Consider the following 19,191-nt stretch of genomic DNA (forward strand, 5'->3'; position numbering starts at 1 on the left):
GTCACGTAGGCCGCGCATAGTCGCACCACTGGAAACGTCCGTCCGCAGTGGCTGGAGACAACCCCCCATGCGCGATCGCACACGCTATCTGTACCTGGCCGTCATCGCGGCGGTCCTGCTCGGGATCCTGGTCGGGTTCGTCTGGCCGGAGGCCGGTCAGGCGCTGAAACCCCTCGGCACCGGGTTCGTCGCCCTCATCAAGATGCTGATCGGGCCGATCATCTTCTGCACCATCGTGCTCGGCGTCGGCTCGGTGAGCCAGGCCGCCAAGGTCGGCAAGGTCGGCGGTCTCGCCCTAGGCTACTTCATCGCGATGTCCACGGTGGCCCTGCTCATCGGCCTGGTCGTGGGCAATATCATCCACCCGGGCGAAGGGCTGCGGCTCACCGACACCGCCCGGCAGGCGGCCGAGGCGGAGGCGGCCAAGGGCGGCGAGAGCGGCACCGTCGACTTCCTACTCGGCATCATCCCCGACACGCTGCTGTCGTCCCTGACCTCGGGGTCGGTGCTGCAGGCGCTGCTGGTGGCGCTGCTGACCGGCTTCGCCCTCCAGGCGATGCGGGAGAAGGGCAAGCCGATCCTGCGCGGCGTGGAGCACCTGCAGCGGCTCGTCTTCCGCATCCTCGCCATGGTCATGTGGGCCGCGCCCGTCGGCGCGTTCGGCGCGATCGCGGCCGTCGTGGGCGCCACCGGCATCGAGGCGCTCAAGAGCCTCGCGATCATCATGATCGCCTTCTACACCACCTGCGTGCTCTTCGTCGGCCTGGTGCTCGGCCCGCTGCTGTGGCTGGTCGCCCGGATCAACCTGTGGTCGCTGCTGCGTTACCTCGGCCGCGAGTTCCTGCTGATCCTCTCGACATCCTCCTCCGAGACCGCGCTGCCGCGGCTCATCGCCAAGATGGAGCACCTCGGCGTCAGCCGGACCGTCGCGGGCATCACGGTCCCGACCGGCTACTCCTTCAACCTCGACGGCACCGCCATCTACCTCACCATGGCCACGCTGTTCATCGCCACCGCCACCGGCTCGCCGCTGGAGCTCGGCGAGCAGGTGGCGCTGCTGCTGTTCATGATGATCGCGTCCAAGGGCGCGGCGGGCGTGACGGGCGCGGGGCTCGCCACCCTGGCCGGCGGCCTGCAGGCGCACCGGCCCGAGCTGGTGGACGGCGTCGGCCTCATCGTCGGCATCGACCGCTTCATGTCCGAGGCGCGGGCGCTCACCAACTTCGCGGGCAACGCCGTGGCGACGGTCCTCGTCGGCACCTGGACCGGCGACTTCGACCGGGAGCGCGCCGGCGAGGTGCTGTCCGGGCAGGCCCCGTTCGACGAGGCCACCCTCATCGACGAGGACGAGAACGAGGCCACCGGGGAGCGGCCGGAACCCGACGCGGGGGAGCGGGAGATGGCCCGCACCTGACCGGCGACCCGCCCGGCGGGCCCGGGCCACGGGGCCCGGGCCCGCCGGCGAATCGCACGAGCGCGGTCAGCGGTAATGCGTGTGCGCGTACTCATCCCGTACGTCCTGGCAGGCACGGATCGACGAACGCGCCCGGCAGTTCTCGTAGGCGGCCGTGGCCGGCACGCAGACGTCGCCGCTCACCGTGACCCCGAAAGCATGCCGGCATTTCTGGTATTCGATGGTGCCCTCGATGCAGAACCTCCGCGCGATGTCCGCGGCGCCACGCGTGCGGCACGCCTGATAGACCGGCTTGGAATCTCCGCAGATCGCTCCGCCTCCGCGATAAACGCAGGCTTCGTACACGGCCGCGTTCTCGCACCGTAGCAGCGTCTTCCGGGCGGATCGGCAGGTCGAGAACTTCTCCGCCACCGGCTCCGCCGCCTCGGCGCACGTGTTCGGCCAGAGCCCGACGGCGTCGGCGGCGACACAGTCCGCCATGAAGTCCTCCCGCTCGTGTCGCCGCGGCTTCCCGTTCGCGCACACTTCGTGTTCACCCTCGGCGGCTGCGCAGGGTTCTTCTGACGGCTCGGCCGGCGAGGGGGTGACGTCCCCGGCCGTGCGGCCGTCGTGCTCGGAACTGCCGGCGGCCGCGGTGACGGTCTCGTTCGTCTGCGTGTGCACGGCGAACACGACCACTGCCGCCACCAGGACGACCGCCGCGCCGGCGTATGCGGCCCAGGAACGTCGGAAGGTCGCGGATGCCATGACGAGAACCTACGAGAAGGAAGAGGCCCGAGCGCGTCAGCGGCGGCCGTAAGTGAGCCGCCGGAGCAGCGCCTCCGCCGGACCCCTCCGGCCGCCCGCGGACAGGAGGGCGGCGAGGACCACGGTGGCGAGCCAGGTCAGCACGGCGACGCCGGACGCGGCGGCATCGCCGACACGGGTGCTGAGACCGCCGAAGTACGGCGCGAACACCGCCACGAAGATCACCGACTGCAGGAGATAACAGGTCAGCGACCACTGACCGCAGGCGGACAACGCCCTGACGACCGGGCCGGGGCGGCCGTGCCGCATGCGGGACGCGACCATGCCGATGACGGCCGCGTACGCGAGCCCGCCCGCGATGCCGGTCAGGCTGTGCAGCACGTACGCCGACACCGCCACCAGGTCGGACGTCGCCCACACCTGCGTGTCGATCAGCGTCAGGGGCGCCCCTCCGGCGACCGCCAGCCCGGTGCCCAGGGCCGCGACCCGGACGAGCAGGTCCCGGTGCCTCAGCGGGTCCTCCAGCAGGCGGCGCCTGGCGGCCCAGACGCCGAACAGGAAGGCCGGGACCACGCCGACCGCGAAGTAGGTGGGCGTCATCCCGGACCAGCCGATCAGCCGCATCATCGTGGCCTCGATCGGGTCGGCCATGGCGGCCGGGGTGTCGCCCTTGGGCCCGGAGATCGTGAGCAGGCCGAAGGCGGCCAGGACCACGACGTGTGCGACGAGCCCGGCGAGCGCGGCGCGCAGCACGGTGCGGTCCTCGCGCAGGACGAAGCCGGCGAGGACGAGCCCGACCAGCCCGTACGCCCCCAGGATGTCCCCGAAGAACAACAGCAGCGCGTGACAGAACCCGAAGGCCAGCAGCCACAGGCTCCGGCGGCGCAGCACCGAGCGCACCTGGGACGGGCTCCGGCCGGCGGCGAGCTGCCGGTCGGCGAGCTGGACCAGGCCGTAGCCGAACAGCGCGGCGAACATGGGCAGGGCGCGCCCGTCCACCAGCAGGATCTGGACTCCGGCGGCCAGGCGGTCCAGCGTGCCGCCGTCGAGGGCGTAGCCGCGGAAGCCCACCGGGTGGCCGCCCAGGTACATGTGCGCGTGGGCCAGCGCGATCAGCAGCAGCATCAGCCCGCGGGCCAGGTCGGGCGCGAGGGCCCGGTGCGTGACGGGAGTGGCTCCCTGAACGGGCGCCGGTGGAGCGATGGACATGGGTGTCCCCTCAGAATTAGCTACACGACTGTATCTAATGATGAAGGTAGGCTACACCCGTGTAGCTAAACAAGGGGGCGACGATGGGCGACCACAGCGGGCGGACGCGCCGGCGTGGTGAGGAGCTGATCAAGGCGATCCACGACTCCGTGCTGGAGGAGGTGCTGGAGGTCGGCGTCGCGCGGCTGACCATGGACGGCATCGGGCGGCGGGCCGCGACGCCGCGTACGACGCTGTATCGCCGCTGGTCCAGCCCCGTCGAGGTGCTCCTCGACGCGCTCTACCATCAGCATCCGGTGGAGGAGCCGACCCCGGGGGCGGACGATCTGCGCGGCGACCTGATCCGGGCGCTGCGTCTCATGACGGAGTGGGCGTTCAGCCGGGCGGGCCGGGCGGTGGCCGCCATCCTCACCGACCCGCAGAGCGCGGCGCTGATGTCGGAGGCGCTGTCCGAGCGGGTCTTCGCCGGCCGTGGCGGCAGGTTCACGCTCACGGTGCTGCGGCACTACGCCGACCGGGGCCACTTCAGCGCCGAGCTGATCACGCCGGTCGTCGCCGACATCGGCGAGGCGCTGGTGACCAAGCACCTGCTCGACAGGGGCGGCCCGCCCACGGACGAGACGCTCGAGGCGATCGTCGACCAGGCCATCCTGCCCGCCATCGGGTTCGGCCCCCGGGCCTAGAGCGCGCCGGGCCTGGAGCGCCGGGCCTTCCGCCTACGACCGGCTCCCGGCCGTCAGCCGCGAGCCGGCCGTCAGCCGCGAGCCGGTCGCAGGCTCAGGGAGGAAGTTCTCAGCGCGGCTTGCGGGCGATGCCCGCGTAGCCCATGCGGGCCGTCTCCTCGTCCACGATCGTCGGATGCGCGGGGTCGGCGAACGGCCACACGGCCGGTCCGAGCCCGTTGGCGAGACCCGGCGGGATCAGCTCGAAGTCGCCGAAGAAGGCCTCGATCTCCTTGCCCGGCCGCGGCGTGAACGGCATCCCCGACTGCCGGTAGAACCCGGCGATGCGGTCGGCCCGCTCGGTCGCCACGTCGTTGCCCATGTGCGAGATGGCGAGGTAGCTGCCCGGCGCCAGCGCCTCCCGGTAGGCGGCCACGAAGCCCTGCGGGTCCTCCTCGTCCGGCACGAAGTGCAGGATGAACATCATGAGCACGGCCACGGGCCGGGAGAAGTCGAGCAGGCCGCGCACCTCGGGGTCGGACAGGATCTCCTCCGGCCGGCGCGCGTCGCCCAGCACCATGGCCACCCGGTTGGGGTCGGCCAGCAGCGCCCGGCCGTGCGTGGCCACCACGGGGTCGTTGTCGACGTAGACCACGCGGGCCTCGGGGACGACCCGGTGGGCGACCTCGTGCACGTTCTCCTGCGTCGGCAGGCCCGAGCCCAGGTCGAGGAACTGCGTGATGCCCTGCTCGCACAGGTATCGGACCATGCGGCCGATGAACGCGCGGTTCTCCCTGGTGCCGTCGCGGACTTCGGGCATGACGCCGAGCACCATGTCGCCGAGGTCGCGGTCGGCCTTGAAGTTGTCCTTGCCGCCCAGGAAGTAGTCGTACATGCGGGCCGCGTTGGGGATGTGGGGGTCTACGCCCTGCGGCGCCTGCTCCGTCATGAACCCATGATCCACTATCGGAACGGTAGAAATCACGTAACCGCCGGAAGTCTTAGGACGAACCGGGCACCACCCGGGAAGTCCTCCGCGGCGATCTGGCCGCCGTGCGCGAGCGCCACGTCGCGGGCGATGGCGAGGCCGAGGCCGGTCCCGCCGGCGTCGCGGCTGCGGGAGGCGTCCAGCCGGGTGAAGCGCTCGAAGATGCGCTCGCGCTCGGCCTCGGGGATCTCCTGGCCGTCGTTCTCCACCGACAGCACCGCCATGCCGTCCTTGCGGGTCACCCGCACCTGGACATGGGTCTCGGCGTGCCGCTGGGCGTTGTCCAGCAGGTTCGTCAGCACGCGGGCGAGCTGCATCCGCACGCCGTCCACCTCGACGCCGGCGGCGAGGTCGGCGTGGACCGGCAGTTTGTCGCTGCGCCGGCCCAGCTCCTGGCGCACCAGGCCGGCCAGGTCCACCCGCTCCTTGGCCGCGTCCACATGGGAGCCGATCCTGGCCAGCAGGAGCAGGTCGGTGATGATGGCCTCCAGCCGGTCGGTGTCGCGCAGGGCGCTGTTCACCAGCGAACGTAGGTCGGTGTCGTCCGGGTAGAGCTGGGCGCTCTCCAACTGGGCGCGCAGCCCGGCGATCGGCGTGCGCAGCTCGTGGGAGGCGTCGGAGGCGAACTGGCGCTGCTGCTCGGCGGAACGTTCCAGGCGGGTCAGCGTGCCGTTGATCGAGCGGGCGAGCTGGGCCACCTCGTCCTCGCCCGGCGGCTCGCTGACGCGGCTGCTGAGGTCGCCGGTGTGCACCGCGTCGAGCTCCTCGCGCATGACGGCCACCGGGCGCAGCGCCCGCCCGGTGATCAGCCAGGTCGCCCAGCCGGCCAGCGCGATCAGCACCGCGATCTCGGCGAAGACGGCGAACTCCAGGGTGCGCGTGCCCAGCACGTCCGGAGTGCTGCGCCCGGCGAGGACGACCGGCGAGTCGGGGGAGACGTTCACCCGGATCGCCGACAGGTGCACGCACTCGGTCGGCAGGCAGTTGAAGACGTCGATCTCCGGGTCCTGCGGCGTGGGGCGCACGCCGGAGAGCGGCGGCAGGGCGCGGGCGGCGTCACTGGTGGCGATCACCCGCCCGTCGGCGCCGATGACCTGGATGAGGTCGACCGACGGGTTGGGCAGCGGGATGGTGGAGCCCTGGGGCAGGCTGCCGGAGCGCATCTCGTACGCCACCCGCTGGGCGGTGTCGCGGGTGTCGGCGAAGACGGACGACTCGACCAGCGTTCGGACGAGGACGACGGCCGCGACGCCCACGGGCACCAGCACGAGGGCCGCCACGATCGTGGCGATCAGGGTCACCCGTCCCCGGAGGGATCTGCCCCAGATCGACCGGAACACCGCCGACATCCCACGACATTACCGAGCGTCACGACTCGCAGATGCCGCGAGAGGGGAAAGATCCCCCAAAGCATCAGCTATCAATCGTCGCGGAGCCGGACCGCTGGATCCAGACCGCGGTGTCGGGCGGGATCGACCCGTCGGCCGCCAGCGGGCCGCTGGACAGCAGCACCTCGCCCGCGACGCCCGGCGGCACCGGACGCTCGCCGGTGTTGAGCACCACGACCAGGCCGGGGTCCCGCTCGACGGCCAGGACGTCCTCGGGGGAGTCCAGCCAGGACAGCGTGCCGCCGCCGAGCGCCGGATGCCGCCGGCGCAGGCTCAGCGCGGCCCGGTAGAGGTTCAGCGTCGAGCCGGGGTCGTCCTCCTGGGCCTCGGCCGACAGCTCCGTCCACTCCGGCGGGATCGGCAGCCACGGGTCGCGCCAGCCGCAGCCGGGCTCGGCGGTCCATGGGACCGGCACCCGGCAGCCGTCGCGGCTCTCGCCCCGGCGCAGGAACGCCGGGTCCTGGCGCAGCTCGTCCGGCAGGTCGAGGACCTCGGGCAGGCCCAGCTCCTCGCCGTTGTAGAGGTAGGCCGAGCCGGGCAGGGCCAGCATGAGCAGGGTGGCCGCACGGGCGCGGGCCAGGCTTCCGTGGCGGGTGACGTGGCGCGGCTTGTCGTGGTTGGACAGCACCCAGGTGGTGGGCGCGCCGACCAGCTCCGCCTCGGCCAGCGACTTCTCGATGACCGTACGGAACGACTTGGCGTGGAAGTCGGCCATCATGAACTCGAAGTTGAACGCCTGGTGCAGCTCGTCCGGGCCGATGTAGCGGGCCAGGCGCTCGGGGGAGGACACCCACGCCTCGGCCACCGCCATCCGGCCGCCCGGGTAGGAGTCGAGGATGGGCCGCCACTCGCGGTAGATGTCGTGCACGCCGTCCTGGTCGAAGTAGGGCACCTGCTCGTCGCCGAGCATCTCGGCCTGCGGGCCGTCCTTCGCCCCGACGTCCGGCAGGCCGGCGGCCTTGATCATGCCGTGGGCCACGTCCACGCGGAAGCCGTCCACGCCGCGCTCCAGCCAGAAGCGCAGGATGTCGCGGAACTCGGCGCGCACCTCGGGGTGGTCCCAGTTGAGGTCGGGCTGCTCGGGCGCGAACAGGTGCAGGTACCACTGGCCGTCCTCGACCTGCGTCCACGCCGGGCCGCCGAAGATCGACTCCCAGTCGTTGGGCTGGTCGCGGAAGATGTAGCGGTCGCGCAGGCCGGCCTGGAACCAGGGGTGCTGGTCGGAGGAGTGGTTCGGCACCAGGTCCACGATGACCCTGATGCCCTTGCCGTGGGCCTCGGCGACGAGCGCGTCGAAGTCGGCGAGGGTGCCGAAGCGCGGGTCCACGTCGCGGTAGTCGGCCACGTCGTAGCCGCCGTCGGCGAGCGGCGAGGTGTAGAACGGGCTGAGCCAGATCGCGTCAACGCCGAGGCGGGCGAGGTAGTCCAGGCGGCCGCGCACGCCCTGGAGGTCGCCGGTGCCGTCGCCGTTCGCGTCGGCGAAGCTTCGCGGGTAGACCTGGTACACGACGGCGTCCCGCCACCAGTCGTCGTTGCCGAGCAGCATGGTCGTCCTTCCCCCGGGGGACCGAGCGGTCCTGTGATGTTCTGGTGAAGGATGTCCCGATCGCCGGTTCTCGGTCAAGCGTAACTTTCCGCAACTTGCAGAAGCGACGTGCGGGTTCGGTAACGCTCTTTCGCAAGACCTTCCAATTCTTGCAAAGAGCCGCTAACTTCCTGGAAACGTTCGGGCTTTCCCTCCGCGGCGGCACGCGCCATCAGCGCGCCGCTGCTTCTGCGTGACCTCAGGAGGTCTCATGCGCAAGCGTGCTCTGGGTGTGGCCGCCCTCGCGACCCTCGCCTTCGCCGCCACGGGCTGCGGCGGCGCAGAGCCGGCCGCCCCCACCGCCTCGTCCGGCGCGTCCGCCCCCGCCACGGCGGCCGCGGGCGGCGGCACGCTCGTCATCTGGGCCGACCCCAGCCGGGTCCAGCCGCTGCAGCCCTTCGCCGAGGCGTTCGGCAAGGAGAACGGCGTGACGGTGGAGGTGAAAGAGATCTCCAAGGACAACCAGACGACCTTCCTCACCGCCTCCCAGCAGGGCAGTGGCCCCGACATCATGATCGGCGCGCACGACTGGATCGGCAACCTCGTGCAGAACGGCGCCATCGACCCGATCACGCTGACCGAGGAGCAGAAGGCCGCCTTCTCCGCCAAGGCCCTGCAGGCCGTCACCTTCAACGGCCAGATCTACGGCGCCCCCTACGCCGTGGAGAACATCGCCCTCATCCGCAACACCAAGCTCGCCCCCGACGCCCCCGCCAGCATCGAGGACCTCATCGCCCAGGGCAAGAAGCTCAAGGCGGACGGCAAGGTCAAGGAGGTGCTCTGCCTGCCGGTCGGCCAGAAGGGCGACGCCTTCCACGTCTACCCGATCTTCGCCTCGGCCGGTGGCGCGCTGTTCGGCGCCACCTCCACCGGCGACCCCGACCCCAAGACGGTGCTGCTCGGCGCGCCCGACTCGGTCAAGGCGTTCGAGAAGCTCAAGGACCTCGGCGAGAAGGGCGACGGCGCGCTGCGCACGTCGATCACCAACGAGAACTACATCGTCAACTTCGCCGGCGGCAAGTGCGCCTACCTCGTCTCCGGCCCGTGGGCGATCGCCGACGTCAAGAAGGCCGGCGTCACCTACGACATCAGCCCCGTCCCGGCGTTCAAGGACGGCAAGCCCGCCACCCCGTTCGTCGGCGTCCAGACCTTCTTCGTCGCCTCCAAGGGCAAGAGCAAGGCCCTGGCCCAGGAGTTCGTCGCCAACTACGTGACCAACGTGGACGTCGCCATGGCGCTCTACAAGGCCGACCCGCGGCCCCCGGCGCTGTCGGCCGCGCTCCAGCAGGTCCAGGCCGAGGACCCGGACGCCGTGAAGTTCATGGACGCCGGCAAGGACGGCCTGCCGATGCCCGCCATCCCCGAGATGGCCGCCATCTGGGAGCCGTTCGGCATCGCCGAGAACGCGGCGGTCAAGGGCGGCGACGCGGCCGAGGCCGCCGCGGCCGCGCAGAAGGCCGTCGACGGCGCGCTCAAGAACGACTGACGCCGTGGCACTCGACGTGCGCGAGACCGGGCGGGCGGCGGGGACGCCGCCCGCCCCGCCCCGCAGGGAGATCACCACGGCGTTCGTGGTGAGCCGGATCGCGGTGCTCGCCGTGACCGCCGCGATCCTGCTGTACGCCGTGCCGCCGCTGGTCGCCACCGAGTCATGGGTCGCGCTCGGGGTGCTGTGCGCCGCCGCCGCGGGCATCGCCTTCCTCTACCTGACCCGGCGCTTCGTCCCGGCGAAGTACCTCGTCCCCGGCACCGTCTTCCTCGTCGCCTTCCAGGTGTTCCCCGTCGTCTACACGGCGACCACCGCGTTCACCAACTTCGGCGACGGGCACCGGGGCAGCAAGGCCGAGGCGGTCACCGCCATCGAGACCGGCTCGGTGCGCCAGGCCCCCGGCTCTCCCGAGTACGCCCTGACCCCCGCCCTGCGCGGCGAGGAACTGGTGTTCCTGCTGGTCGACCCGAAGACCAAGCAGGTCTCGCTCGGCACCCCCGACGGGCTGACCCCGCTGGCCGGGGCCGAGATCGGCATCACCGGCAAGGTCGTCGCCGCGCCCGGCCTGACCGTGCTCAAGGCCCCCGAGGCCGCCGCCCGCGCCGCCGAGGTCTCCGCCCTCGCCGTGCCCACTCCCGGCGGCCTGATCAAGGCCAACGGCCTCAGCAGGGCCGTCGAGGGCCGGGCCGCGCTCGTGTACGACGAAACCTGCGACTGCGTACGCGGCGACGGCGGCCCCTGGACGGCCGACGAGGACCAGGGCTACTTCGTCAACGCCAGGGGCGAGCACCTGGCGCAGGGCTGGCAGGTGAACGTCGGCCTCGCCAACTTCGCCCGCGCGCTGACCGACCCGACCATCTCCGGCTACTTCCTGGGCGTGCTCGGCTGGAACGCGGTCTTCGCGCTGGCCTCGGTGCTCGGCACGTTCGGCCTCGGCATGGCGGTCGCGCTGGCGCTGCACCACCCGCGCATGCGCGGCACCCGGTTCTACCGGATCGCGCTGATCCTGCCGTACGCGATGCCGGCCTTCGCCATGCTGCTGGTCTGGCGGGACATGTTCAATCGCGACTTCGGCCTGGTCAACGATCTTCTCGGCGTGCACGTGGACTGGCTCGGCGAGCCCGGCACCGCCCGGCTCGCGGTGATCCTGGTCAACCTGTGGCTCGGCTTCCCGTACATGTTCCTCGTCACGACCGGCGCGCTGCAGGCCATCCCGCGCGAGCTGACCGAGGCGGCGGCCATCGACGGGGCGACCCCGTGGCGGGCCTTCCGGCGGGTGACGCTGCCGCTGCTGCTGGTCGCGCTGACGCCGCTGCTGATCTCGTCGTTCGCGTTCAACTTCAACAACTTCAACGCCATCGCGCTCACCACCGAGGGCGGGCCGTTCCCGGCCGCGAGCCCGCAGGTCGGCGCCACGGACCTGCTCATCACCTACACCTTCCGGCTGGCCTTCGGCGCGGCCGGGGCGCAGTTCGGGTTCGCCGCCGCCATCTCGGTGTTCATCTTCGCGATCGTGGCGCTCGTCTCGGCGGTGGCCTTCCGGCGCACCCGCAAGCAGGAGGAGGTCTACGCGTGAGGCTCGCCCTCAGGCACGTGTTCGTGCTCGTCGTCTGCGCGTTCGCGCTGTTCCCCATCCTGTTCGTGGTGTCGGCGGCGATCAACCCGCTGGGCACGCTGGCCTCGACCGACCTGCTGCCGTCCGGCGCCGGCCTGACCAACTTCGTGAACCTGCTCACCTCGGACACCTATCCGTTCGGGCGCTGGTTCTTCAACTCGGTGTTCATCGCGCTGGCCTCGTCGTTCGCGAGCCTGCTGCTGTCGATGTTCGCCGCCTACGCCTTCAGCCGCATGCGCTTCGCCGGCCGCCGGGCCGGGCTGCTGGCGCTGCTGCTCATCCAGATGTTCCCGCAGTTCCTGGCCATCGTGACGATCTTCATGATCTTCACCGAGGTCACCGACCTCTACCCGGCGTTCGGCTTCAACACCGCGTGGGGTCTGCTGCTGCTCTACCTGGGCGGCGCGCTCGGCGTGAACACCTGGCTGATGAAGGGCTTCCTCGACACCGTGCCGAAGGAGCTCGACGAGGCCGCCACCGTGGACGGCGCCACGCACGCGCAGATCTTCTGGCGCGTCATCATGCCGCTGGTCACCCCGATCCTCGCGGTCACCGCGCTGCTCGCCTTCATCGGCACGATGAGCGAGTTCCTCATGGCCAACGTGTTCCTGCGCGATCCCGGCAGCAAGACCCTCGCGGTCGGCATGTACGGCATGATCGCCGGCGACCACCGCAACGCGAACTTCGGCATGTTCGCCGCGGGCACACTGCTGACCGCCGTTCCGACCGTCGGTGTGTTCCTCTGGTTGCAGAAGTACATCGTCTCCGGCCTGACCGCCGGCGCAGTCAAGGGATAGGTGCATTGCGCTACGTCGAGGAGCCGCATCACGACGGCTCGGCCCTGTACGTCCCCGACCAGGAGCCCGCGCTCGGCGCGCGGGTGACGCTCTGGCTGCGCGCGCCGCAGGCCGCGGGCGTCACCGGCGTGCACGTACGGGCCGTCCACGACGGCGAGCCCCGCTACGCCGAGGCCGCGCCCGCCGCCAGGCGGGTTCCCGGCCTCGGCCGCCGGGACGTCTGGTGGCGGGCCGAGATCACCGCCGTCAACCCGGTCACGCCCTACCGGTTCCTGCTGGCCACCGGGCGGGGCCAGCTGTGGCTGACCGCCGCCGGTCTCGTCCGGCACGACGTGACCGACGCCACGGACTTCCGGCTGGTCTGCCACGCGCCGCCGCCGCGCTGGATGCGGGACTCGATCGTCTACCAGATCTTCCCCGACCGCTTCGAGCGCTCCCGCCCGATGCCCGACCTGCCCGACTGGGCGCTGCCGCGCGACTGGGACGCCGACCCCGTCATCCCCTCGGGGCCCGGCACCTCCGAGCAGTTCTACGGCGGCGACCTCGACGGCGTCGTACGGCGGCTCGACCACGTCGAGAGCCTCGGCGCCGACACCGTCTACCTGACGCCGATCTTCCCGGCCCGCTCCAACCACCGCTACGACGCCGCCACCTTCGACCGGGTCGACCCGCTGCTCGGCGGCGACGCGGCGCTGCGCCGGCTGGCGGACGCGCTGCACGCCCGCGGCATGCGCCTGCTCGGCGACGTCACCACCAACCACTGCGGCGACACCCACGAGTGGTTCACCGCCGCCGTCTCCGACGTCGGCGCGCCCGAGCGCGAGATGTTCTACTTCGACCGCGACACCGGCGACTACGAGTCCTGGTGGGGCTTCAAGTCGCTGCCCAAGCTCAACTGGAACAGCCCGCGCGTACGCGAGGGGATGCGCGAGGTCCTGACCCGCTGGCTCGGCCCGCTCGACGGCTGGCGCGTGGACGTCGCCAACATGACCGGGCGGCTCGGCGCCGACGACCACGCGCACGACGCCGCGGCGTACCTGCGGGCCGCGCTCGGCCCGGACGCGGCCTTCATCGCCGAGCACAACCACGACGCGAGCGGCGACCTCGACCGCGACGGCTGGCACGGCACCATGAACTACGGCGGCTTCACCCGCCCGGTCTGGACCTGGCTGCGCGGCCCCGATCTGGACCTCGACCACTTCCTCGGAGTGCCGGGCGGCGTGCCGGAGCGCGACGGGCTCGCCACGCTCGCCACCTTCAGGACCTTCGCCGCCCACATGTCGTGGCGCTCGCTCGTGCACTCCTGGCAGATCCTCGACTCCCACGACTCGCCGCGCATCCGCACCGTCACCGGCTCGCGCGAGCGCCACCTGCTCGCCCTCGGCCTGCAGGCCACGCTGCCCGGCACGCCCATGGTCTTCGCCGGCAGCGAGTTCGGCCTGACCGGCGTCAACGGCGAGCACTCGCGCACCCCGATGCCCTGGAACCGGCCCGCCGACCAGGACCTCGCCACCCTCGCCGGGTATCGGGCGCTGCTCGGCCTGCGCCGCGCCGAGCCCGCGCTGCGTCACGGCGGGCTGCGCTGGCTGCACGCCGACGCCGACTGCCTGGTCTTCGCCCGCGAGACGGAGGAGGAGACGCTGGTGGTGGCCGCGCGCCGGGCCCCCGGCGAGCCGCTGCAGGTCGGCGTCCGGATGGAGGGCGTGCACGACGCGGCCGACGGCGACGAGATCCCCGGCGACGCGCCGTCACTCAGCGTATGGCGTGTCACGCACTGAACACGCTACGGTGGCGTGTGTTACTTGCCGTTTCAATTGGATAATGGTGTGCTCCGATGAGGTTGCTGTCCGTAGCCGTCATGGCCTCGCTCCTGCCTGCTGCTCTTCCCGCGACGGCAGCCTCGGCCCAAGCGGGCACCACCTATTACGTCGACTCCAAAGCGGGTGACGACTCGGCCGAGGGCACCAGCGCCCGCACCGCGTGGAGGACGCTCCACGCGGTCAACGTCGCCGACCTCAAGCCCGGCGACACCGTCGCCTTCAAGCGCGGCAGTTCCTTCGAGGGCCCGCTGATGCTGACCGCCAAGGGCACCGCGGCCCGGCCGATCGTCGTCAAGTCCTACGGCAAGGGCCCGGTCGCCAAGATCACCGGCTCCGAGGACGACTGCGTGATCATCAGCGGCGACCACTGGCGGGTCAGCAACCTGCGCGCCTCCCGCTGCCGCTGGGCCGGCTTCCGCCTCGCCGGCCGCGGCAACCAGCTCTCCGGCGTACGGACCGACCGCAACGTCGCCGGCGTGCAGATCACCGGCTCGCACAACATCGTCCGCGACAGCGTGATCAGCGGCAACAACCGCATGAGCGTCAACGACGCGGGCGGCGACAACGACTCCGGCGCCTTCGGCGTGCTGCTCAACGGCGACGACAACGTCATCACCGGCAACACCATCAGCGGCAGCTACGCCAAGAGCGCCGACTACGGCACCGACGGCGCCGCCGTCGAGATCTACAACGGCGACCGCAACCTCATCACCCACAACATCGCCCGCGACAACGAGACCTTCACCGAGCTCGGCGCGCGCAAGGGCAGGACCGCCACCGGCAACGTCTTCGCCTTCAACGTCGTGACCTCCACCCGCGGCAAGGCCTCCTTCCTCGTCACCCGCGGCCCCCACCACGTCGTCGGCCCGGTCAAGGGCACCATCGCGGTGCACAACTCGGTCTACCTGCCCGGCAGGCAGACCATCGGCTGGTCCTGCCACGACGGCTGCGCGCCCGGGATACTCAAGCTCCGCAACAACGTCATCATCGTCGGCGGCGAGGCTGGCTGGGAGGACGGCAAGGGCGCCGACGAGGACGGCAGCGTCTACCGGGGGCGCACCAAGTTCAAGCTCGGGCCCAACTCCGTCGTCGCCGACCCCAAGTTCGTCTCCCGCACCGACCTGCGGCTGAAGCCGGGCTCCCCGGCCATCGGCCGCGCCCTGCCGCTCACCGCCACCTGGTTCGGCGGCGTGGCGGGCCGTCAGAAGGACGTCCTGGGCCGCGAGCTGGGCGGCTCGCCGGACGCGGGCGCCTACCAGAGCGGCCGCTAGCATGGGCGCGTGGTAGCTCCAGATCTTCGCCGGCCGCTGGTCCGGGCCCTCGCCGAGGCCGAGGGCCCGCGCCGCTACTGGCACACCGCCGACGAGGCCGGCCGGGTGTGGCTGTTCGAGAGCGTCGAGGGCGGCGACGGCGAGCAGTGGGCGATCCGGCAGGTCGAGGTCGGCGCCGACCGCGCCGCCCGCCGCTACTGGTGGGAGCACCTGCAGGACGAGCAGGGCTTCCTCACCGACCAGCCGCTGGAGATCTGGGATCTCACCGAGATCCCCGGGGCCGCCTTCGACTCCGTGTGGGAGGCGGCCGGCTGATCAGCCCGCCGCGCCGCTCTCCAGACCTCGTACGATGAGCTCGACCGCGGTGTTCAGGCTGCGCCCGGTCTCCTCGGGGTCGTCCGGCAGGTGACCCTGCAGCTCGGACAGGATGATCCCCGACACGAACGCGTACAGCACGTCGCTCGTGCGCCGCAGCTCGTCCTCGGGCACCCCCGCCAGCCGCAGGATGCGCTCCAGCACCTGCCACAGTGACAGCTGCCGGTCGGCGACGATCCGCGGATGGCCGTGCACGTAGATCCACAGCGCGGGGTGCTCCCGCGCGTGCCGGTGGTAGGCGAACGCGAGGGCGCGAAGCTGCTCCTGCCACGGCCGGCCGTCGTCGGGCGGCAGGCTCATCCGGCGCGTCGTCGTGGCGCAGACGAGCTCCAGCAGCGCCTCCTTGCTCTCCACGTGGTGGTAGAGCGACATCGGGTTGACGGCGAGCTCGGCGGCCAGCTTGCGCATGGACAGCGCCTCGACGCCGCCCGCGTCCACCAGTCGCAGCGCCGCGGCGCTGATCTCGTCGATGCTCAGCGGGGTGCCTCTGCGCGCGCTCACAGCCATACACCGTATGGTAGCGTGAGCCATACGGTGTATGGCTAGATTTCTGGAGCACGTGATGGCACGGACGATCCCCGCCCCGCAAGGGCTGCCCCTCCTCGGCAACACGCTGCAGATCCCCGCGCACGCCCCGACCGAGCACTTCGTCGAGGTGGCGGCCCGCTACCGGGACGAGGGCGTCTTCCGCCTGGAGGTCGCCGGCCGGACGATCGTGCTGGTCTTCGACCCCGACCTGGTCGCCGAGGTGTGCGACGAGAGCCGGTTCGAGAAGCGCATCCGGCCGCCGCTGTCGATCGTGCGCGAGTTCGGCGGCGACGGCCTGTTCACCGCCGAGCGGCACGAGCCGGTCTGGGGGCAGGCGCACCGCATCCTGCTGCCCGCCTTCAGCCAGCGCTCGATGAAGGCGTACTATCCGCAGTTCCTGGAGGTCGCCGAGCAGCTCGTCGCCTCATGGGCGGCCCGGCAGGGCCAGGACCTGCCCGTCGCCGACGACATGACCAGGCTCACGCTCGACACGATCTCGCTCACCGGGTTCGGTCACCGCTTCGACTCCTTCAACTCGCCCGAGCTGCACCCGTTCCTCAAGGCCATGGGTGGCGCGCTCACCGAGGCCATGCTGCGCAACCAGCAGCTCCCGTTCGTCACCCGGCTCAAGCGCCGGCACGAGGAGACCTACCGGCGCGACATCGCCACCATGCGGGCCCTGGTCGACGACGTCATCAAGGCCCGCAGGGCCGAGGGCGGCGGCGCGGCCGGCGACCTGCTCGGGCTCATGCTGGAGGCCGCCGACCCGCGGACCGGCGCCCGGCTGTCCGACGAGAACATCCGCAACCAGGTGCTCACCTTCCTCATCGCCGGCCACGAGACCACCAGCGGCCTGCTCTCCTTCGCGCTGTACAACCTGCTGCGCGAGCCCCACACGCTGGCCCGCGCGTACGAGGAGGTGGACCGGCTGCTGCCCGGCGACGAGCCGCCCTCCTACGAGACGATCATGAAGCTCGACGTCATCCCCCGCATCCTGGAGGAGACGCTGCGGCTCTGGTCGCCGATCCCCGCCTTCGGCGTGAGCGCGATCGAGGACACCGAGATCGGCGGCTACCCGATCCCCAAGGACCAGGGCGTGGGCGTGCTGCTGCCGGTCCTGCACCGCCACCCCGGGGCGTGGGAGCGGCCGGACGAGTTCGACATCGACCGCTGGCTGCCGGAGCAGCGTAAGAACCACCACCCGGCGGCGTACAAGCCGTTCGGCAACGGCGAGCGGGCCTGCATCGGCCGCCAGTTCGCGCTCACCGAGGCCCGGCTGGCGCTGGCGATGATCCTGCGGCGCTTCGCGCTGTCCGACCCGGACGCGTACCGGATGAAGATCAAGCAGACCCTCACCCTCAAGCCGGACGGGTTCACCCTGCGGGTGCGCGAGCGGCGCGCCCACGAGCGGACCGCCGTCGCGCTCGCCGCCGCCGCCGCCGACGCCGCCGTCTCGCCCGTGCGGGAGCGGGACGTGGCGGTCGCCGGGGTGCCGCTCACCGTCGCCTACGGCTCCAACCTCGGCACCAGCGCCGACCTCGCCGAGCGGCTGGCCGAGCGGGCCGGGCGGGCCGGGTTCGCCACCACGCTGACCACGCTCGACGAGCTCGACCCGCCGCGCGAGGGCCTGCTGATCGTGGTCGCCTCCTCCTACAACGGCAAGGCCCCCGACAACGCCCAGCGCTTCGACGCCCTCGACACGCTGCCGGACCTGTCCGGGGTGCGCCTCGCGGTGCTCGGCTGTGGCAACACCCAGTGGCCGACCTACCAGGCGTTCCCGCGCCGCGCCAGTGAGAAGCTGATCGCCGCCGGCGCGGTGCCGCTGGTCGAGCGGGGCGAGGCCGACACCGACGGCGACTTCGACGGCGACGTGTCGGCCTGGACCGCCCGGCTCTGGACGGCCCTCGCCGAGGAGTACGGCGCCGGCGCCGCCGCCACCGGCCCCCGCTACACGATGGAGGTGCTGAGCGAGGCCGAGGTCCGGCCCTCGGTCGTCTCCGAGCGGGCCGTCCCGCTGACCGTCGTCTCCAACGAGGAGCTGACCGGCGACCCCGCCGGGCTCTGGGACTTCTCGGCCGAGGCGCCCCGCCCCGGCGTGCGCTCCATCGTGGCCCGGCTGCCCGAGGGCGTCACGTACACGGCGGGCGACCACGTGGCCGTCTTCGCCAAGAACGACCCCGAGCTGGTCGAATGGGCGCTGCGCTGCCTGCGCGTCCCCCGCGAGCAGGTCCTGCGGCTGCGCGCCTCCGGCGCCACGCACCTGCCCGTGGACACGCCGGTGACCGCCGGGCTGCTGCTCAGCGAGTTCGCCGAGCTGCAGGAGGTCGCCACCCGCGCCGACCTGGAGGCGCTGGCCGCCCACACCGCGTGCCCGTTCACCCGCCGCCAGCTCGCCGAGCTGACCGCGAACTACGCCGAGGAGGTCCTCGCCAAGCGCCTGTCCCCGCTGGCGCTGCTCGACCGCTTCCCCGCGATCGAGCTGCCGCTGCCGGTGTTCCTGGAGCTGGCCGGGCCGATCAGGCCGCGCTACTACTCGGTCTCCTCCTCGCCGCTGGCCGATCCGTCGCTGGTGCGGCTCACGGTCGGGCTCGTCGAGGGTCCCGCCTGGTCGGGGAGCGGCACCTACCACGGCACCTGCTCGGCGTACCTGGCCGGGCTGGGGGAGGGCGAGGTCTTCTACGGCTACGTACGGGTGCCCGCGCCGGCGTTCCGGCTGCCCGCCGACCCGGCCACGCCGGTGATCCTCGTGGGTCCCGGCACCGGGTTCGCGCCGCTGCGCGGCTTCCTGGAGGAGCGGGCGCTGTCGGCCGCCCCCGGGCGGGCCCTGGTGTTCGCCGGGTGCCGGCACCCCGAGCACGACCTGCTGTACCGGGACGAGCTCGCGGGCTGGGCCGGGCGGCCGGAGGTGAGCGTCCACACCGCGTTCTCGGCCGTCGCCGGGCATCCGTACCGGTACGTCCAGGACGCGCTCGCCGCGCACGGCGAGGAGGTGTGGGAGCTGCTGGAGCGGGGCGCGCACGTGTACGTCTGCGGCGACGGCCTCCGGATGGCCCCCGCCGTCCGGCAGGCCCTCCTGGACCTGCACCGGGAGCGCACCGGCGCGGACGGCGCCGCCTGGCTGGCCGGGCTGGAGGCGGACGGCCGCTACCAGCAGGACGTGTTCGCCTGACCTTGCCGTTTTTGGAGCGCGATCTGCCAAAACTCCAGCTCACCATGGGCAGACCGTGGTTGATAATCCGGACTTAACCCTGCATCTAGGGATAGAACCGCAGCATGTACGACATTTCCGTGGAACATGCTGGA

At 71.8% G+C, this 19,191-nt stretch carries 15 protein-coding genes; 9 read left to right on the forward strand and 6 right to left on the reverse strand.

Annotated features, from left to right (window positions below; translation table 11 throughout):
* The first annotated feature begins 67 nt into the window (after window positions 1-67).
* Entirely contained in the window at window positions 68-1,414 is a 1,347-nt protein-coding gene (locus tag SMD20_RS06035) for a cation:dicarboxylate symporter family transporter (protein ID WP_329575950.1), read from the forward strand.
* Window positions 1,415-1,480: 66 nt separating this feature from the next.
* Here the strand turns inward: SMD20_RS06035 and SMD20_RS06040 are convergent, their stop codons facing one another.
* Complete coding sequence (locus SMD20_RS06040; protein ID WP_329575953.1) at window positions 1,481-2,161, reverse strand: hypothetical protein; 681 nt, start codon at window positions 2,159-2,161, stop codon at window positions 1,481-1,483.
* Window positions 2,162-2,197: 36 nt separating this feature from the next.
* Window positions 2,198-3,370 (reverse strand): DUF418 domain-containing protein, encoded by a 1,173-nt coding sequence (locus SMD20_RS06045; protein WP_329575955.1) that lies wholly within the window; start codon window positions 3,368-3,370, stop codon window positions 2,198-2,200.
* Between the two features lie 83 nt (window positions 3,371-3,453).
* Here SMD20_RS06045 and SMD20_RS06050 point away from each other — a divergent pair, with 83 nt between their 5' ends.
* Window positions 3,454-4,053, forward strand: a complete 600-nt coding sequence (locus SMD20_RS06050) for a TetR-like C-terminal domain-containing protein (protein WP_329575959.1) — start codon at window positions 3,454-3,456, stop codon at window positions 4,051-4,053.
* A gap of 109 nt (window positions 4,054-4,162) precedes the next feature.
* On the opposite strand, the gene SMD20_RS06055 is transcribed toward SMD20_RS06050, so the two are convergent.
* The 3 genes from SMD20_RS06055 to SMD20_RS06065 all read right to left on the reverse strand — a co-directional run bounded on the left by SMD20_RS06055 (window position 4,163) and on the right by SMD20_RS06065 (window position 7,954).
* Window positions 4,163-4,981, reverse strand: coding sequence for an SAM-dependent methyltransferase (locus SMD20_RS06055; protein WP_329575962.1), 819 nt, complete (start codon window positions 4,979-4,981; stop codon window positions 4,163-4,165).
* 32 nt (window positions 4,982-5,013) lie between these two features.
* The gene (locus tag SMD20_RS06060) at window positions 5,014-6,369 is read right to left on the reverse strand and encodes a sensor histidine kinase (protein ID WP_329575965.1); all 1,356 of its coding nucleotides are present in this window, start codon (window positions 6,367-6,369) and stop codon (window positions 5,014-5,016) included.
* 64 nt (window positions 6,370-6,433) lie between these two features.
* Complete coding sequence (locus SMD20_RS06065; RefSeq protein WP_329575967.1) at window positions 6,434-7,954, reverse strand: glycoside hydrolase family 13 protein; 1,521 nt, start codon at window positions 7,952-7,954, stop codon at window positions 6,434-6,436.
* 250 nt (window positions 7,955-8,204) lie between these two features.
* Here SMD20_RS06065 and SMD20_RS06070 point away from each other — a divergent pair, with 250 nt between their 5' ends.
* Genes SMD20_RS06070 through SMD20_RS06095 form a run of 6 tightly spaced genes read left to right on the forward strand, consistent with a single transcriptional unit; the run spans window position 8,205 to window position 15,300 of the window.
* The gene (locus SMD20_RS06070; RefSeq protein WP_329575970.1) at window positions 8,205-9,479 is read left to right on the forward strand and encodes a sugar ABC transporter substrate-binding protein; all 1,275 of its coding nucleotides are present in this window, start codon (window positions 8,205-8,207) and stop codon (window positions 9,477-9,479) included.
* Between the two features lie 4 nt (window positions 9,480-9,483).
* A complete protein-coding gene (locus SMD20_RS06075; RefSeq protein WP_329575973.1) occupies window positions 9,484-11,058 on the forward strand; it encodes an ABC transporter permease subunit in 1,575 nt (524 codons plus the stop codon).
* The gene (locus SMD20_RS06080; RefSeq protein WP_329575976.1) at window positions 11,055-11,894 is read left to right on the forward strand and encodes a sugar ABC transporter permease; all 840 of its coding nucleotides are present in this window, start codon (window positions 11,055-11,057) and stop codon (window positions 11,892-11,894) included. Before SMD20_RS06075 ends, SMD20_RS06080 begins: the two co-directional genes overlap by 4 nt.
* 5 nt (window positions 11,895-11,899) lie before the next feature.
* Window positions 11,900-13,672, forward strand: a complete 1,773-nt coding sequence (locus SMD20_RS06085) for a glycoside hydrolase family 13 protein (protein WP_329575978.1) — start codon at window positions 11,900-11,902, stop codon at window positions 13,670-13,672.
* 56 nt (window positions 13,673-13,728) lie between these two features.
* On the forward strand, window positions 13,729-14,985 hold the full coding sequence (locus SMD20_RS06090) for a NosD domain-containing protein (protein WP_329575980.1): 1,257 nt from the start codon (window positions 13,729-13,731) through the stop codon (window positions 14,983-14,985).
* A 9-nt stretch (window positions 14,986-14,994) separates the two neighbouring features.
* Window positions 14,995-15,300 carry a hypothetical protein gene (locus tag SMD20_RS06095; protein ID WP_329575983.1) on the forward strand — a complete coding sequence of 102 codons (306 nt, stop codon included), beginning with the start codon at window positions 14,995-14,997 and terminating at the stop codon, window positions 15,298-15,300.
* Here SMD20_RS06095 and SMD20_RS06100 read toward each other — a convergent pair whose 3' ends face one another.
* Window positions 15,301-15,861 (reverse strand): TetR/AcrR family transcriptional regulator, encoded by a 561-nt coding sequence (locus tag SMD20_RS06100; RefSeq protein WP_329575986.1) that lies wholly within the window; start codon window positions 15,859-15,861, stop codon window positions 15,301-15,303.
* 61 nt (window positions 15,862-15,922) lie between these two features.
* Between SMD20_RS06100 and SMD20_RS06105 the strand changes: the two genes are divergently transcribed.
* On the forward strand, window positions 15,923-19,057 hold the full coding sequence (locus tag SMD20_RS06105) for a bifunctional cytochrome P450/NADPH--P450 reductase (protein WP_329575989.1): 3,135 nt from the start codon (window positions 15,923-15,925) through the stop codon (window positions 19,055-19,057).
* The last annotated feature ends 134 nt before the right edge of the window (window positions 19,058-19,191 follow it).

It is taken from the genome of Nonomuraea sp. LP-02 (genome assembly GCF_036289125.1).
Classification (GTDB): domain Bacteria; phylum Actinomycetota; class Actinomycetes; order Streptosporangiales; family Streptosporangiaceae; genus Nonomuraea; species Nonomuraea bangladeshensis.

Coding starts and splice junctions, on each gene's coding strand:
- SMD20_RS06070 (WP_329575970.1), top strand. CDS start 8,205: ATGCGCAAGCGTGCTCTGGGTGTGGCCGCCCTCGCGACCCTCGCCTTC.
- SMD20_RS06065 (WP_329575967.1), bottom strand. CDS start 7,954: ATGCTGCTCGGCAACGACGACTGGTGGCGGGACGCCGTCGTGTACCAG.
- SMD20_RS06035 (WP_329575950.1), top strand. CDS start 68: ATGCGCGATCGCACACGCTATCTGTACCTGGCCGTCATCGCGGCGGTC.
- SMD20_RS06055 (WP_329575962.1), bottom strand. CDS start 4,981: ATGACGGAGCAGGCGCCGCAGGGCGTAGACCCCCACATCCCCAACGCG.
- SMD20_RS06050 (WP_329575959.1), top strand. CDS start 3,454: ATGGGCGACCACAGCGGGCGGACGCGCCGGCGTGGTGAGGAGCTGATC.
- SMD20_RS06045 (WP_329575955.1), bottom strand. CDS start 3,370: ATGTCCATCGCTCCACCGGCGCCCGTTCAGGGAGCCACTCCCGTCACG.
- SMD20_RS06090 (WP_329575980.1), top strand. CDS start 13,729: ATGAGGTTGCTGTCCGTAGCCGTCATGGCCTCGCTCCTGCCTGCTGCT.
- SMD20_RS06105 (WP_329575989.1), top strand. CDS start 15,923: ATGGCACGGACGATCCCCGCCCCGCAAGGGCTGCCCCTCCTCGGCAAC.
- SMD20_RS06040 (WP_329575953.1), bottom strand. CDS start 2,161: ATGGCATCCGCGACCTTCCGACGTTCCTGGGCCGCATACGCCGGCGCG.
- SMD20_RS06060 (WP_329575965.1), bottom strand. CDS start 6,369: ATGTCGGCGGTGTTCCGGTCGATCTGGGGCAGATCCCTCCGGGGACGG.